General features: G+C 70.9%; 15 protein-coding genes and 1 pseudogene. 4 read left to right on the forward strand and 12 right to left on the reverse strand.

Features of this window, described 5'->3' with window-relative positions; genetic code table 11:
- Nucleotides 1-110 precede the first annotated feature (110 nt).
- Nucleotides 111-674, reverse strand: a complete 564-nt coding sequence (locus ABZ453_RS26965; RefSeq protein ID WP_359018527.1) for a CGNR zinc finger domain-containing protein — start codon at nt 672-674, stop codon at nt 111-113.
- Nucleotides 675-984: 310 nt separating this feature from the next.
- On the opposite strand from ABZ453_RS26965, the gene ABZ453_RS26970 reads away from it, so the two are divergent.
- Nucleotides 985-1,899 carry an LAETG motif-containing sortase-dependent surface protein gene (locus ABZ453_RS26970; protein ID WP_359018529.1) on the forward strand — a complete coding sequence of 305 codons (915 nt, stop codon included), beginning with the start codon at nt 985-987 and terminating at the stop codon, nt 1,897-1,899.
- 89 nt (nt 1,900-1,988) lie between these two features.
- Here the strand turns inward: ABZ453_RS26970 and ABZ453_RS26975 are convergent, their stop codons facing one another.
- The 8 genes and pseudogenes from ABZ453_RS26975 to ABZ453_RS27010 form a co-directional block, all read right to left on the reverse strand.
- Nucleotides 1,989-2,858, reverse strand: a complete 870-nt coding sequence (locus ABZ453_RS26975; protein WP_359018531.1) for a sugar phosphate isomerase/epimerase — start codon at nt 2,856-2,858, stop codon at nt 1,989-1,991.
- A complete protein-coding gene (locus tag ABZ453_RS26980) occupies nt 2,855-3,868 on the reverse strand; it encodes a Gfo/Idh/MocA family oxidoreductase (RefSeq protein ID WP_359018533.1) in 1,014 nt (337 codons plus the stop codon). The genes ABZ453_RS26975 and ABZ453_RS26980 overlap by 4 nt, the downstream gene beginning before the upstream one ends.
- Before the next feature lie 73 nt (nt 3,869-3,941).
- On the reverse strand, nt 3,942-4,892 hold the full coding sequence (locus ABZ453_RS26985; protein ID WP_359018535.1) for a TIM barrel protein: 951 nt from the start codon (nt 4,890-4,892) through the stop codon (nt 3,942-3,944).
- A 74-nt stretch (nt 4,893-4,966) separates the two neighbouring features.
- Nucleotides 4,967-5,278 (reverse strand): annotated as a pseudogene (locus ABZ453_RS26990) (PfkB family carbohydrate kinase); the annotation flags it as partial.
- Between the two features lie 186 nt (nt 5,279-5,464).
- Nucleotides 5,465-6,175, reverse strand: a complete 711-nt coding sequence (locus tag ABZ453_RS26995) for a DUF4232 domain-containing protein (RefSeq protein WP_359018537.1) — start codon at nt 6,173-6,175, stop codon at nt 5,465-5,467.
- Between the two features lie 139 nt (nt 6,176-6,314).
- The gene (locus ABZ453_RS27000; protein WP_359018539.1) at nt 6,315-7,931 is read right to left on the reverse strand and encodes an MFS transporter; all 1,617 of its coding nucleotides are present in this window, start codon (nt 7,929-7,931) and stop codon (nt 6,315-6,317) included.
- 129 nt (nt 7,932-8,060) lie between these two features.
- Nucleotides 8,061-8,480 (reverse strand): MazG-like family protein, encoded by a 420-nt coding sequence (locus ABZ453_RS27005; protein WP_359018541.1) that lies wholly within the window; start codon nt 8,478-8,480, stop codon nt 8,061-8,063.
- A gap of 23 nt (nt 8,481-8,503) precedes the next feature.
- On the reverse strand, nt 8,504-9,073 hold the full coding sequence (locus tag ABZ453_RS27010) for a DoxX family membrane protein (protein WP_359018543.1): 570 nt from the start codon (nt 9,071-9,073) through the stop codon (nt 8,504-8,506).
- Nucleotides 9,074-9,204: 131 nt separating this feature from the next.
- On the opposite strand from ABZ453_RS27010, the gene ABZ453_RS27015 reads away from it, so the two are divergent.
- Both ABZ453_RS27015 and ABZ453_RS27020 read left to right on the forward strand, forming a co-directional pair.
- Nucleotides 9,205-9,531 (forward strand): nuclear transport factor 2 family protein, encoded by a 327-nt coding sequence (locus ABZ453_RS27015; protein ID WP_359018545.1) that lies wholly within the window; start codon nt 9,205-9,207, stop codon nt 9,529-9,531.
- Between the two features lie 83 nt (nt 9,532-9,614).
- Nucleotides 9,615-10,601 carry an aldo/keto reductase gene (locus tag ABZ453_RS27020; RefSeq protein WP_359018547.1) on the forward strand — a complete coding sequence of 329 codons (987 nt, stop codon included), beginning with the start codon at nt 9,615-9,617 and terminating at the stop codon, nt 10,599-10,601.
- Nucleotides 10,602-10,614: 13 nt separating this feature from the next.
- Here the strand turns inward: ABZ453_RS27020 and ABZ453_RS27025 are convergent, their stop codons facing one another.
- Together ABZ453_RS27025 and ABZ453_RS27030 are read right to left on the reverse strand one after the other, a co-directional pair.
- Complete coding sequence (locus ABZ453_RS27025) at nt 10,615-11,325, reverse strand: ABC transporter ATP-binding protein (protein ID WP_359018550.1); 711 nt, start codon at nt 11,323-11,325, stop codon at nt 10,615-10,617.
- Nucleotides 11,326-11,403: 78 nt separating this feature from the next.
- Complete coding sequence (locus ABZ453_RS27030) at nt 11,404-12,855, reverse strand: FtsX-like permease family protein (protein WP_359018552.1); 1,452 nt, start codon at nt 12,853-12,855, stop codon at nt 11,404-11,406.
- Between the two features lie 200 nt (nt 12,856-13,055).
- On the opposite strand from ABZ453_RS27030, the gene ABZ453_RS27035 reads away from it, so the two are divergent.
- A complete protein-coding gene (locus ABZ453_RS27035) occupies nt 13,056-14,192 on the forward strand; it encodes a serine hydrolase (protein WP_359018554.1) in 1,137 nt (378 codons plus the stop codon).
- Nucleotides 14,193-14,434: 242 nt separating this feature from the next.
- Here the strand turns inward: ABZ453_RS27035 and ABZ453_RS27040 are convergent, their stop codons facing one another.
- The gene (locus ABZ453_RS27040; RefSeq protein WP_359018556.1) at nt 14,435-15,193 is read right to left on the reverse strand and encodes an SDR family oxidoreductase; all 759 of its coding nucleotides are present in this window, start codon (nt 15,191-15,193) and stop codon (nt 14,435-14,437) included.
- Between the last annotated feature and the right edge of the window lie 52 nt (nt 15,194-15,245).

Consider the following 15,245-nt stretch of genomic DNA (forward strand, 5'->3'; position numbering starts at 1 on the left):
GGTGATGAACGCGTCTGTCAAGCTGGCGTCACCCCTCAGGCCCACCCGGAGCGGGCCGGTTGCGGCACCTTCGCCGCCTTCAAGGACACCGCCGGCAACGAGTGGTTCCGTCAGTGCGCGGACGTCGCCGGTGCCGTCTTCCTGCGGGCCCGGTACGCGGCCGCCTTGATCTTGTTGCCGCAGGACTCCATGCCGCACCACTGGCGTCGCATGCCCCGGGAGCGGTCGATGTAGACGCGCGTGCACTCGGGGTTGCCGCACTCCTTCAGCAGGGGGACGTCCGGGCCGCTGAGCAGTTCGACGGCCTGCCGGGCGACGGTGGCCAGGGCCTGCTCAGGGGTCGCCTCGGTGTGCCGGCCCCCCAGGGTGAGCTGCGGTGTCGCGGGCGTCCTGCGCGCGGCGCCGTTGAGCACGGCGAGGGCCTCCCGGTCGAACCCCTCACCGAGACGACGGTTGGTGACGAGCCGGTAGAGGGCCTCGCGCACCGTCGTCGCCGCCCGGACGTCGTCCTCCTCGCCGGGCGTGATCGTGTCCACGAGTCCGGACTCCAGGTACCAGGCGTTGAGCCGCTCGGGCGTCACGAACATCTCGAACCGGGTCGAGCGCCGGGCCCGTAGGGTGGCCACGAAGTCGAGGGCCGGGTGCCCGCAGACGAAGACATGATCAAGATTCACATCACCATTCTGACGGGTGACTGCGGGGCGAGGCAAGGATCGTCACCGCTTCAGGTGGGGTCGATGCGGGACGGCGGTGCCCTCGCCTCGCCGGCCGGAGCCGTCGTCCTCCGAGGCGGTCGCTCCGTACGTGATGAACTCGTGGAGGATTGACGGCAGTTGTGAAGGGCGACAAGAATGCAGCTCACTCGCTGTGTTTGAAGTGAGTGAAGTGACGTGAGTGGCTCCCCCCGCCCTCTTTCCGCCCGTGGACATGGGCTGCTCACGCCCAGCCACCTCCCACGCCTCGATGCCACAGGATCAGACCTTGATGCGCTCGTCACGCTCCAGAACGGCGGCCGCCGTCGCCGCAAGCGCTCTCTTCGGCGCCACCGCACCCCTCCTCGGTGCCACCACCGCAAGCGCCACCACCGGGGGCGACTGCCAGTCCGCCACCGTCCAGTACCGCATCGTCGACAGCAGCGGAAACCCGGTCGGGTCCGACTGGACCTCCCAGGGCGGCTTCCACCAGTGGAACGCCGCGCCCGGCACCGTCGAGGTGCGCCTGGCCCCCGGCCAGAACATCGGCGAGAGCTGCAAGTACCCCGTCTCGCTGGCCGAGTACACGACCGAAGGCCCCAACTGGCCCACCTCCGGCCACCAGACCCTCGTCGACCACGCCACGGTCTACCTCACCTCGAAGGACGTCGCGGGATCCGACGACGCCCAGCGCGACTGGCAGAAGCTGGCCGTGAAGACCCCCGACTGCTACGGGCAGATCGACCTGTACGGCGACGACGTCATCTACGACGGCCAGTCGGGAGACGGGCACGGCCCCGCACCGTACGAGCCCGGCAACGTCGTCACGCCGTACCACCTCATCGCCGCGTGGAACGGCGGCGACAAGGCCTGCACCCCCGACAAGCCGACCTCCCCGACGCCGACGCCCACCGCGTCGACGCCGACCAGCCCCGCCACCAGCCGGCCGCCGGCCCAGGAGTCCACCCCGCCGGCCACCCCCACGAAGCCCTCCACCTCCACCACCCCGCCCACCACGCCGCGCGTCCCCCCGGTGACGTCGACCCCGCCGACGACCCCGACGCCCTCGCCCAGCGAGAGCACGCCGCCCCTGGCCGAAACCGGTTCCAGCGCGCCGGTCGGCCTGATAGCCGGCAGCGGCGCCCTGGTCATCGCCCTCGGGGCCGGCGCGGTCTACATGACGCGCCGCCGGGCACGCCGTTCATGACGCGAAGCTGACAGAGACAGGGCCCTGCCCCTCCGGTCGTACGATCGAGAGGGGCAGGGCCCCGTCCGTGGATCCCGTGGATCCCGCTGTCAGCCCGCCAGTTCCTTGCGGATCCGGTCCAGCATGAACGTCGACGACTCCCGTGCCCGCTCCTCCCAGGCGAAGACGCAGGCGGTCGCCACGCCGTCGAAGTTCAGTTCGCGCAGGGTGCCGAAGAAGGCGTCCCAGTCCACCTCTCCCTGGCCGATGTCCAGGTGCTGGTGGATACGGGCCGCCGTCCCGGGCGGGTTGAGGATGTAGCGCAGGCCCGACGACCCCTTGTGGTTGAAGGAGTCCGCGATGTGGACGTGCCGCAGCTTGTCTCCCGCGTACCGCATCATCGACGCGATGTCCGCGCCCACCTCCGCCGCACCGGAGAGATGGAAGGAGTGCGGCGCGCAGTAGAGGTAGTTCACCCAGGGCTTGTTGATCGCGCGGACCAGGTCCACCGCCGGCGTGTTCTCCTCGCAGAAGTCGTCCGGGTGGGCCTCCAGGTTCAGGGCGATCCCCTCGCGCTCGAACAGCGGCAGCAGTTCCTCCAGCGAGCGCCAGAACGCCGCCTCGCTCTCCGCCGCCCGCTCGGGCCGCCCGTTGAACTCCGAGTTCATCAGCGGGCATTCGAGGTCCGCCGTGATCTCGATCATCCGCTTCCAGTACCGGACCGCCGCTTGGCGCTCCGTCTCGTCCGGGGACGACCACTTGTACAGCGGGAGCACCGAGGACAGCTGTACGCCGTGCCGGCGCAGGGCGTTCTTCAGCTCCGTCACCCGCTCGTCGTCCGCGCGCGGATGCAGGAAGAACGGAATGAAGTCGTCGCGGGGCGACAACTCGATGTACGCGTAGCCCAGTTCGGCCACCGTGCGCACCATGTCGTCGATCGGCAGGGCGCGGAACATGTACGGGTCGAGGGCGATTTTCACGCGGTGCCTCCGTAGAGGGTCGGGCGGGGCTTGAGGTCGGTGCCGACGACCCGGCCCGTTTCGAGGGCCTCGACCGTCGCGGCCGTGATGACGGTGGCGGCGTAGCCGTCCCACGCGGAGGGGCCCGTCGGCTCCTCACCGGCCGCCACCCCGGCGAGCCACTCGCGGAACTCGGTGTCGAAGGCCTCCGCGAAACGGCCCACCCAGTCCGTCAGGACCTCCGTGCTGTGCCGGGCCGCCGTGCGGACGCCGACCGCCGCCGGGTCGGGCAGGCGCACCAGGCCCTCCTCGCCCACCGTCTCGCACTGGATGTCGTAGCCGTACTGGCAGTTGACGAAGACCTCGAGGTCGATGCGGACGCCCTTCGCCGTCTCGAAGAGCATGATCTGCGGGTCCTTCAGATGCTCGAACCGCTTGCTCGTCGAGCGCGGAGTCACCACCTGCGCGGAGACGATCTCGTCGTCCAGCAGCCAGCGCAGCACGTCCACCTCGTGGACCGCCGTGTCCAGGGCCGCCATCGCCGAGGTGTACGACTCCGGGACCGTCGGGTTGCGGTGGGCGCAGTGCACGATCAGCGGTTCGCCGATCCGGCCCGAGTCGATCACCTGCTTCATCTGGCGGTAGCCGGCGTCGTAGCGGCGCATGAAGCCGACCTGCACCAGACGGCGGCCGTGGGCCGTCTCCGCCTCCAGGATCCTCAGACAGTCCTCGGCGGTGGTGGCCAGGGGCTTCTCGCAGAACACCGGCTTGCCCGCCGCGATGGCGTTCAGGACGTGCTCGGCGTGGGTGGTGCCCCACGACGTCACGAGGACGGCGTCCACGTCGTCCGCCACCACGGCCGCGCCGTCCGGCAGCACCCGGGCGCCCACCGACGCCGCCGCCTCCTCGGCGCGGGCCGCGTCGATGTCCGTCACCGCGGTGACCCGGGCACCGGTCACCTGGTGCGTCAGACGCCTGATGTGCTCGTGGCCGATCCAGCCGGCGCCGATGACTCCAACACGTACAGTCATGGTCAGTCCTTCGAAGGGGGAGTCAGAAGGGGAGTCGGAGGGGGCAGTCAGGAGAGGCGTCCATGGCCGTCTCCTACCGGGAGATGCTCGGACGCCGGGTACCCGACAGTCCGCAGCCGGCCAGATGCTCGCGGGTGCCGACCGCGATGGGCAGCGGCACCTCGGGCGCGCAGGGGTACAGGTCCTGCTCCACGATGACGAACAACTCGGCGTCCAGCTTGGCCAGTTCGGCCACCACCTCGGCCGGGTTGGGCACCCCGGCGGGCGGCGACACGCACACGCCGCGCTTGACCGCCTCCCCGAACGACAGGTCCTCGGCGGCCACTTGGGCCAGCACCGCCGGGTCCATCTGCTTGATGTGCACGTACCCGACGCGCTCGCCGCACCGGCGGATCAGGTCGAGGTTGTCCCCGCCGCCGTACGCCACGTGCCCGGTGTCCAGGCAGAGGTTGGTGTACCGGGAGTCCGACTCGTTCAGCAGCCGCTCGATCTCGGCCTGCGTCTGGATGTGGCTGTCGGCGTGCGGATGCAGGACCAGACGTACGTCGTACTCGTCCAGCAGCAGCCTGCCCAGCCGGTCGGCGGCCCTGCCGAAGCCCGCCCACTGCTCGGCGGTCAGCTCCGGCGACTCGGTGAACGCGCCGGTCTTCTCGTCCCGGTACATCGGCGGGATCAGGACCAGATGGTGGGCGCCCGCCGCCGCCGTCAGCGCGGCGACCTGGCGGACGTGCGCGAGCATCGAGTCCCAGGCCTCGGGCCGGTGCAGCGCGCCGAAGGCCGTACCGCCGGAGACCTTCAGGCCACGGGCGTCCAGCTCCTCCTTCAGGCGCCGCGGGTCGGTGGGCAGGTAGCCGTAGGGGCCGAGCTCCAGCCACTCGTACCCGGCCTGGGCCAGTTCGTCCAGGAAGCGGGTGTACGGCACCTGGCGCTCGTCCTCGGCGAACCAGATGCCCCAGGAGTCGGGCGCGGATCCCAGGCAGAGGTTGCCTGCGACGGTGCGGAGCGTGGATGGCGCCGTTGCCATGGCGTCTCCTTAGGGGGAGGGTCAGTTGGAGGTGGGGAAGGTGAAGCCCGCGGCGACCTGCTGGCTCTGCTGCGGAGCGGGAAGTCGTCCGGCGGGAAGATCTCGCAGAACGTCACCGGGGTCGGCGCGATGTCCGACGTACCGACGAAGCGGCTGTCGACGCCGTAGCCGTCCAGCGCGGTGCGCACGAAGTCGCCGAACGGGTCCCGGCCGGTCTTCGTGATCACCGCGGCCGACCGGCCGTACCGGGCCGCCGCCACCGCCACGTTCGTCGGGCTGCCGCCCAGGTACTTGCCGAACGAGGTGACCTCGGCCAGCCCGAGACCGGTCTGGAGCGGATACACGTCCACTCCCACCCGGCCCATGGTCAGCACGTCGAACGGCATCGCGGGTCCCCTTCACGGGTAGCTCTGGCGCGCTCTACTAGCGCGCTCTAGTCTCGTACGATGGCCCCTGTTCAAATGTCATGTCAATACCTTGTCACCGTGAGATTGCGAGGCCGCCGGGCGCCGACATGGAGGAGCCCATCCATGGCATGGACGGGCTCTTGATCGTTTGAACAGGTGCTGGGCCTACGACAGTGCCGCCGCCGACACCGCCGTGGCCGTCACCGTGTTGTCGCACTCGGCGAACACTCCGTCGTCCAGGGCGACTTGGTGCGCACCGGCGCCCGGCAGACCCACCACGAGCGTCGGGTACGTCACCGGCTGCGAGCCCGACTTGCAGTAGCCGTCGGCCTCACCCTGCACCTGGACGAACGTCAGCTTCACCCGTGCCGTGCCGCCCGGGGCGAGGCGGATCACGGGGGCGGGGCCGACGGGGGTCACCTTCAGCGGGGCGTTGTGCTCGGGGGAGCCGTTGGCCGCTCCGGCCACCGTGGGGTGGCCCTGGAGGAGGCAGGGGTGGGTGGAGGTGTTGGTGAACTCGACGATCGCCGCGCCCGTCCCGGTGCCGGCCGGGCGGTCGGCGGCCTGGTGCGCGGTGGCCTTCAGGGCGGAGACGGCGCAGGTCTTGACCTTCGTGCCGGTGGTGCCGGAGACGGGGGAGGCGGTCGCGGTGGTCTTGGGGGGCGCGGAGGACGGGGCCGTGGACGGCGACGAAACCGAGGACGGCGTGGACGACGCGGAGGGTGAGGACGCCGACGACGGTGCCTTGCTGGTCGGGGCCGTCGAGGAGGACGTGGTGCCGGAGGCGGTGTCATTGCCCTGGCAGGCGCTGAGCGACAGGGCGGCCGAGAGTGCGGCGACGGCCAGTGCGGTCTTGCGGATGCTGACGTACGGCATGAGGTCCCCCGAGGTCGGATGCGCGGCGCCGGTCTCCGCCGGCGCTCGCCGATGGAGACCGGACGGCCTCACGTGGGGTTCCCCTGTGCGTCAGCTGTGACGCGGCGGTGACGAGATCACCGCCGCTCCAAGACCTTGGTCATCGGATCGCCGTGGCCGCCGCCGCTTCCTCCTCCTTCTCGATGCCCACCGTCGCGTCCTGGTCGCCCTTGCCGCGCAGGGCGACCATGCTGAGCAGGCAGCACGCCAGGGCGGCGATGCCGCAGACGACGTAACCGATGGCGTAGCCGTTGCCGAGGGCCTCCAGGGCGATGGGGACCGCGCCACCCGGCGGGGAGGCCGGCGGGACCGAATTGGAGGCCAGCGGGCCGCCCTCGGCCGCGACCTGCCCGGCGGCCGCCTTGACCTGGGCGGAGAGGCCGGAGGAGGCCAGGTTCCGGGTGAACTCGTCGGCCGCGTGGCTCAGTGCGATCGCACCGATGACCGCCGGGCCGAGCGTGAAGCCGAAGTCGCGCAGCAGGCTCGTCGAGGCGCTCGCCATGCCCGCGTAGTGGACCTCCACGGTGTTGACGGCGGTCGCGGTGATGGAGGAGACGGTGAGCGCGAAGCCGATGCCGACCAGGCCGATGGGGAGGATGAGCGAGGTCAGCGCGCGGTCGTGGACCGAGAGGGTCGCGGCGATGAAGTCGCCGGTCGCCATCAGGGCGAGTCCCGCGCCGAGCACCCAGCGCGGGCTGACCTTCTCCAGCAGCCGAGAGATCAGCGGCATCAGCAGCAGCGTCCAGGCGTTGAGCACGATGAAGGCGAACGAGCCGCGCAGGGGGCTCTGGTGCTGGATCGGGCCGAGCCGGATGCTGGTGGCGTAGGCGGTGCCGAGGTAGCTGAACATGCCGACCACGGCGACGAACGACGCCACCGCGAACGCCCGGTTCCTGAACAGGTCGAGCCGGAGCAGCGGGGCGGCGGCCCGGTGTTCGGCCAGCAGGAACAGCCCGATGAACAGGGCCGCGACCACGTACGCGATCACCACGGGTGTCGCCGTCCAGCCGTCCGCCGGGCCCTGGATCACCGCGTACAGCAGGGCGAACATGCCGATGCCGATGGTGATCTGGCCGGCGAGGTCGAGTGAGCGGCCTTCCGGGGCGCTGGAGTTCTGCGCGAAGAGCTGGCTGAGCAGGGTGCTGACCAGGGCGAGGCCGGTCACCACGATGAACGCCCAGCGCCAGGAGCCGTAGTTGCCGGTGATGCCGCCGAGCACCGGTGCGACGAAACCGCCGCTGGACAGGGCGGCCGCCCAGATCGTGATCGTACGGGCGCGGTCGCGGGCGGAGTGGGTGCCTGCGGCGATCATCGCGAGCGAGGTCGGGAAGAGCGCCGCCGCGCCCAGGCCGGCGATCGCCTGGCCCACCCACAGCATGTGGATGCCGGTGCTGGCGGCGGCCAGCGCCTCGCCGGCCACCAGCAGACCGCCACCGCCGACCAGCAGCCGCTTGCGGCCGAAGAGGTCACCGAGGACGCCGAAGGTCAGCTCCAGGACGGACACGGGCAGCAGGAAGGCGTCCGAGATCCAGGTCAGCTGGGAGCCGACCGGATGCAGGTCCTGCTGGAACAGGCCGTTGAGCGTGGCCGGCATGGCGAGGGCGATCTGGGCCAGGCAGACCGCGAAGCAGCCGGCGACCAGGGCGCCGACGGGCAGGCCGCCGGACGCGGGCCCGGCGGCGGTGGACCCGGGTTGGGTGTGCGTTTCGGTGGACACGAGGGGCTCCCCTTTGAGCGGGTGTACGGGGGACGACGGCGCCGTGAAACGCTGCGAATGTAGGGCGTTTTTTCAACGACGGTCAATAGTGTGCCCAACATTGGGGGAGTCCGGTCCTATCGAGTCCGGTCAGGTCGCGGTGCCCGGCCAAGGGGTGCTGAGGGAGCGTTCCGTCACCCGGGCCAGATGCCGGGTGAACGTCTCGCGGGTGTCCGGGGTGAGGGTGCGCAGGGCGATCAGCGCGGTGATGACGACGTCGCACAACTCGGCCTCGACGTCGTCCCAGGTGTGGGTGGTGCCCTTGCGGGGGTTCTGGCCGGTCGCGCCGATCACCGCCTCGGCGACCTCGCCGACCTCCTCGGACATCTTCAGGACGCGCAGCAGCAGGCTCTCGCGGCCGCCGTGCGGGCGACCCTCTTCCAGCCAGGCCCACAGGGCGTCGACGGCGGACCAGAGGTCGTCGGGGGAGGCGGGGGCGCCGGGGGAGGCGGGGGAGGCGGGGGCGCCGGGGGAGGCGGGGGCGCCGGGGGAGGTGTTCCGATCTGTCATGGGCGCAACCCTGCCCCAGCGGGTCACTCCCCGGACAGCGGCTCCTGCGACTCGAACCGGTCCTCCGCCGCCCCGTCCTGCTCCGGCTTGCGCAGCCGCTTGTTCCGCGCCCCCACGACCACAGCCGTCGCAGCCGCGGTCGCGCCGAGTGCCGCCGGGACCATCCAGCCGCGGTCCAGGACGTGGCCCAGGGCGTGGTCCAGGGAGAGCCGGCCCGGTCCGGTGACCGCAAGTCCGGCCGCGGCGAGGCCCAGCGTGGCCGCGTACTCGAAGCCGCCCTCCTGGTTGAAGAAGCCGTTCGGCGCGTGCACCGCGGACGCCCCTGCCATCGCGCCGGCCGCCGCCGCGCCCGCCGCCGGTGTCGCGAGGCCCAGCGCCAGCAGGGTGCCGCCACCGGCCTCGGCGAGCCCCGCCGCCGTGGCGCTCGCCTTGCCCGGCGCGTACCCGACGGATTCCATGAACTGTCCGGTCCCCTCGATGCCGTGGCCGCCGAACCAGCCCAGCAGTTTCTGCGCGCCGTGTGCCGCCAGCACGCCGCCGGTGCCCAGCCGGAGCAGCAGCAGGCCCAGATCACGACGGTCGAATGCATTCACGATGACTCCCGGGGCAGACAACAGGTCGGTCCCCCTCCGCGTATCCACCGTCGCACCGCCGACACCTGCCCAGCCTGTTCGCGCGGCCGTTCGGGTGGCGGCCCCGGGGGAGCGGTGTGAGTCTGACTGGCATGACGATTCAGCCCGCCAGACTCAGCGACCCGGCGGTCCGCGCCTTCGTCGCCGCCGTCAACGCCCATGACCGCGAGGCGTTCCTGTCGCTGCTCACCGACGACGCGACGATGTCCGACGACGGCTCCGACCGCGACCTCGGCGAGTGGATCGACCGCGAGATCTTCTCCTCCAACGGCCATCTGGACGTCGACAACGAGTCCCAGGGCGGCCGCGCGCTGATCGCGAACTACCGCAACGACACCTGGGGCGAGATGCGCACCCGGTGGAGCTTCGACGTCACCGAGGACGGCCGGATCTCCCGCTTCGAGACCGGGCAGGCGTAACAGACCTTTATGAATCCCCCTGTGAATCCCCTTGCACTGACCCCTTGTGCTGAAGTGCGCTCCAACTCCTAGGGTCCGTGGGCATGGAGACGAACAGGACACTGGGCCGCAGCGGTATCCGAGTAAGCGCTCTCGGCTTCGGTTGCTGGGCCATCGGCGGGGAGTGGCAGGACACCGACGGGCAGCCGCTCGGCTGGGGCAAGGTCGACGACGAGGAGTCCGTACGGGCGATCCGGCGCGCCCTCGACCTCGGTGTGACCTTCTTCGACACCGCCGACACATACGGCGCAGGGCACAGCGAACGCGTCCTCGGGCGCGCCCTCGGCAAGCGCCGGGACGAGGTGGTGATCGCCACCAAGTGGGGCAACCTCTTCGACGAGGACACCCGCACCCGCACCGGCAGCGACGACTCCCCGCAGTACGTCCGCCGCGCCCTGACCGCCTCACTCCGGCGCCTGGACACCGACCATGTCGACCTCTACCAGCTGCACATCTCCGACGCCGATCCCGAGCGTGCCGCCGAACTCCGCGAGGCCTGCGAGGAGTTGGTGGACGAGGGGTTGATCCGTGCCTACGCCTGGAGCACCGACGACCCCGCCCGTGCCGCCGTGTTCGCCGAGGGTGAGCACTGCACGGCCGTGCAGCACGCGCTCAACGTCTTCCAGCCGGCACCCGACATGCTCGCCCTGTGCGACGAGCTGGACCTCGCCGGCGTCAACCGCAGCCCGCTCGCCATGGGGCTGCTGTCCGGCAAGCACCGCAGCGGGCAGGCCCTGGAGGCCGGGGACATCCGCAGCCGGCCGCCGGCCTGGCTGCCCGGCTTCACGGAGAACGGCGGCGCCGAGGAGGACTGGGTCGCCCGCGTGGACGCGCTGCGGGACGTACTGACCAGCGACGGCCGTACGCCCGCGCAGGGCGCCCTCGCCTGGATCTGGGCCTGCAGCCCGCGCACGGTTCCGATCCCGGGCTTCCGCTCGGTCACCCAGGCCGAGCAGAACGCGGCCGCCCTCGAGAAGGGCCCACTCACCCCCGCCCAACTGTCCGAGGTCGACACGATCCTCGGGAGGTGAGCGGCCCCGGCCGTCAGGACACGTACGACTGCTGTGCGTATCGCCCGTCGTCCTGCTCCGTCAGGGTCAGCTGCCCGGCCTTGATGGTGGCAAGACGCGGGGCGCGGCGGGCGATGGAGGAGTCGTGGGTGACCATGACGAAGGTCAGCCCGTGCTCGCGCCACAACCCCTCCAGCAGGGCCATGATGTCGTCGCGGGTTCCCTCGTCGAGGTTGCCGGTGGGCTCGTCGGCCAGGAGCACCTTGGGCCGCTTGACCAGCGCGCGGGCGATCGCGACGCGCTGCTGCTGGCCGCCGGAGAGCTCCGCGGGCGCATGACTGAGGCGTTCGCCGAGGCCCACCGAGCGCAGGGCCTGCGCCGCCCGCTCGCGGCGCTCGGCGGGCTTCACCCCGAGGGGTACGAGGGCCGTCTCGACGTTCTCCTGGGCGGTGAGCGTCGGGATGAGGTTGAACGACTGGAAGATGATGCCGATGTTCTCGGCCCGCACCCGGGTCAGCCTGGTCTCGCCGATGCGGGCCAGGTCGACGCCGTCGAACTCGACGCTGCCCTCGGTCGGGCGGTCCAGCCCGCCGATCATCTGCAGCAGCGTCGACTTGCCGCCGCCCGTCGGGCCCTGGATGACGAGCTGGTCGCCGTCCTCGATGGTGAGGTCGATGCCGCGCAGCGCCTCCACCGTCTCCCTGCCCCGCGTGTAGCGCTTGGTGACGCCGGTGAGTCTGTACATGGGGTTCTCCACAGGAACGTAGGGGTGGGGCGCCGCGCCCCGAGGGGAGGGGGAGGCGGCGCCTCGGCTTGGGGTGCGTTACGAGACGCTGCGCAGGGCGTCCGCCGGGCGCATACGGGAGGCGCGCCAGCCGCCCATCGCACCGGCGATCAGACCGCCGGTTACCGCCAGGGCCACCGCGAGGGCGATGGTGGTCAGGGAGACCGGTGCGGACAGGGCGATCTCCATGGTGGAGGCCGACTGCCGGCCGGGGCCGCCCCCGCCCGGACCGCCGCCGGGTCCGCCCGTGCTGCCGAGCTGCGCGGTCAGCTTCGGGCTGATCGCGGTGACCGCGTAGGCGGCCGCGAGGCCGAGCGCGATACCGAGGGCGCCGCCGATCAGGCCGTTGACCATGGACTCGCCGACGACCTGCCGGGTCACCTTGCGGCTCGGCCAGCCCAGCGCCTTCAGCGTGCCGAACTCACGCACCCGGCGGGAGACGGCCGAGGAGGTCAGCAGCGCCGCCACCAGGAACGCCGCCGCCAGCACCGCGATCGACAGCCACTTGCCGACGCTGGTGGCCAGGTCGGACGCGGTGGACAGGGAACCGGAGACGGTGGAGGCCAGGTCGGCGGAGGTGGTGACCGTCGTACCGGAGATGTTGGACTGGATCTCCTTCTTCACGGTGGAGATCTGCTTCGAGTCGGTGGCCTTGACGTAGATCGTGGTGACCTTGTTCTTCGCGTCGCCCAGCGTCTGCGCCTGTTTCAGCGGCAGGAAGACGTCGACGGTGGAATCACCGCTGTCGGGCGTCGCGATGCCGATGACCGTGTAGGTGGTGCCGGAGATCTTGAAGGCCGTGCCGACCTTGTACTTCTTGGACTTGGCGTACGAGGCGCTGACCACGGCGACCTTGGCGGTGGTCTGCGACGACGTGAACGTCTTTCCCGAGGTGATCTTCGAGGTGGCCAGCGGGCCGAGCTCCTGGTGGGTGACGTCGACACCGGCCACCGAGTAGGAGTTGACGTCGAAGGAGGCGCCGCCTCCCTGGACCTGCGGCTGGCCGCCGCCACTGCTGCTGCCGCCGGGCCCGCCCTGCTGCCGGCTGCCGCTGCCGCTCGTGGAGCTCTTCGCCTTGCCCTGGGTGAAGGAGCCGTCGACCTTGGTCACGTTCAGGGTGAGCGCACCGACCGCGGCGGCCACGCCCTTCTGCGCGGCGACCTTGGTGACCAGGGAGGACGCCAGAGCCTGACCGCCCTGGGTCATCACCCGGTCCGAGCTCTGCCTGGTGCTGCTGCTCGACTTGGCGTCGAACTGGAAGTTCGGGCCCTGGGAGCTGCCCGCCTTGGGCGCCGACCGCGCCTTCGTGACGGTCATGTCGGTCCCGAGACCGTACAGCGACTTGAGGACCTTGCCCTGGGCCTGAGTCATGCCGGCCGACACCGAGTTGACGGTGATCACCAGCGCGATACCGAGCGCCAGACCCATGGCGATGACCAGAGCCGCTTTCTTTCTGCGGCTCAGTTCGCGCTTGAGATAGATGCCAAACATCCCGTTCCTCGCAGGTTCTTGGCGCCCGCTGTGGGCGCTGCCACACGTTATGGAGGAACCTTTGCTTCGCACTGAGTAAAGGATGTGTCGGAGCTGAGAAAGCGGGGTATGACTTCAAATTTTCGTAAGACAGGTAATTCCTGAGCAGTAGAGGGGCTACTGCCAGGAAACCCCTGTTGAGTGGGTGTTAGCGTCCCCGGATGCATGGTTCCTCCCCGCTCTCCCGGCGTGCCGCGCTGGGTCTTGCCGCCGCCGCGATTCCGCTCGCCTCGGCGTCCCCCGCGCACGCCACGACCGTCGTCGGCGGTGCCCGTCTCGCCCGCGCCGGAATTCAGGGCACCGCGCTGCCCCGGAAACTCACCGCCGCCGCCTGGCTGGTCGCCGACTGCGACAGCGGAGAGGTGCTCGCCTCCTTCAACGCCCACCGGCGTCTCGCGCCCGCGTCCACGCTGAAGATGCTCTTCGCCGACACGGTGCTGAAGAAGTTCGCCCCCACCGAGCGGCACACGGTCACCGACGCCGAGATCGCCGACGTCCCCTCCGGCTCCAGCCTGGTCGGCGTCAAAGCCGGGATCACCTACACCGTCGAGCAGTTGTGGCAGGGCGTCTTCCTCCGCTCCGGCAACGACGCCGTGCACGTCCTGGCCCACATGAACGGCGGTATCGCGAGGACGGTCGCGCAGATGCAGGCCACGGCGGAGGACCTGCAGGCATTGGACACCCATGTGGTCAGCCCCGACGGCTTCGACCACAAGGGACAGCTCTCCTCCGCCTACGACCTCACCCTCTTCGCCCGGCACGGACTGAGGGACCCCGATTTCCGCGCGTACTGCCACACCCGGACCGCGAACTTCCCGGCGGGCGGCAGGAAGACCTTCCAGATCCAGAACACCGACCGTCTGCTCACGGGCGCGTGGGGCGTGAAGACGTACGACGGGCTGATCGGCGTCAAGAACGGTTACACCAGCGCCGCCGGCAACACCTTCACCGGCGCGGCCACCCGTGGCGGCCGGACGCTGCTGGTGACCGTGATGCATCCGAGGAGCGGCTACAACGCCGTCTACGAGGAGACGGCCACGCTGCTCGACTGGGGCTTTTCGAAAGGTGGTTCGGCGCCGGCGGTCGGCACGCTGGTCGAGCCGCTGAGCGAGGGCGGGGCGAAGGCGACGCGGGGCGGGAAGAGCGCTCACGCTGCGGGCGGGGCGCCGGGCGCGGCGGCGGGGGCGAGCTCGTCGTGGAAGCTGCTGGAGGGCGCGGGCGGCACGGTCGCGCTGCTGGCGGGCGGGGCGTGGGTGCTGCGCAGACGGCGCAAGGGCGGGGCGGAACAGGCCGGTTGACGTTCGCGGCAGCCGTTCCGGCGCACCGGTGCGTACCCCGCGGTCCCGCGCGGGATCCACCCCCACCCGGTGCGGTGGAACGGCTGCCGCCACCCCCCTCGGTGTGGCCTGCGGAACTTCATCTCCTCAAGTGTGAAGCTCCTGTGTAGATGATTTGAGCATAGGTCTGCGACCGGCCGCAATGGTCCGGATGTTGAAATTCCGTTTGTAAGAGTTGACGAGTTGACGGTCGGTCGGAGCCGTCAGCCCCGCCCCACGTACGGCATCGCGGTGGCCAGCACCGTCGCGAACTGCACGTTCGCCTCCAGCGGCAGCTCCGCCATGTGCCGTACCGTGCGCGCCACATCGGCGACGTCCATCACGGGCTCCGGCACCACCGAACCGTCCGCCTGCAACGCCCCCGTCTCCATCCGCCGCGTCATGTCGGTCGCCGCGTTGCCGATGTCGATCTGCCCCACCGCGATCCGGTACGGCCGCCCGTCCAGGGACAGCGACTTGGTCAGGCCGGTCAGCGCGTGCTTGGTCGCCGTGTAGGCGACGGACAGCGGCCGGGGCGTATGCGCCGAGATCGAGCCGTTGTTGATGATCCGTCCGCCCTGCGGATCCTGCTGCTTCATCTGCCGGAAGGCCGCCTGCGCGCACAGGAACGCCCCGTTGAGGTTGGTGTCCACCACATGCCGCCACGCGTCGTACGGCAGTTCCTCCACCGGCACCCCGCCCGGCCCGAACGTCCCCGCGTTGTTGAACAGCAGGTCCACCCGCCCGAACCGCTCCACGGCGGCGGCGAACAGCGCGGCGACGTCTCCCGGTTGCGACACGTCGGTGCGTACGGCCAGTGAGGCCCCCTCGGGCACCAGCGCCGCCGTCTCCGCCAGCGTCTCGGGCCGCCGCCCCGCCAGCGCCACCGACCAGCCCGCCCGCGACAGCTCCACGGCGACCGCCCGTCCGATCCCGGACCCCGCACCGGTCACCACAGCGGTCTTCGATTCCCTCTCCGTCATGTCCGGCAGCGTAGGCGAGCGTCCGGCACGTGGAACCGGCCCGTCCGCCATC

This window comes from Streptomyces sp. NPDC005799 (assembly GCF_040630525.1).
Classification (GTDB): domain Bacteria; phylum Actinomycetota; class Actinomycetes; order Streptomycetales; family Streptomycetaceae; genus Streptomyces; species Streptomyces griseorubiginosus_B.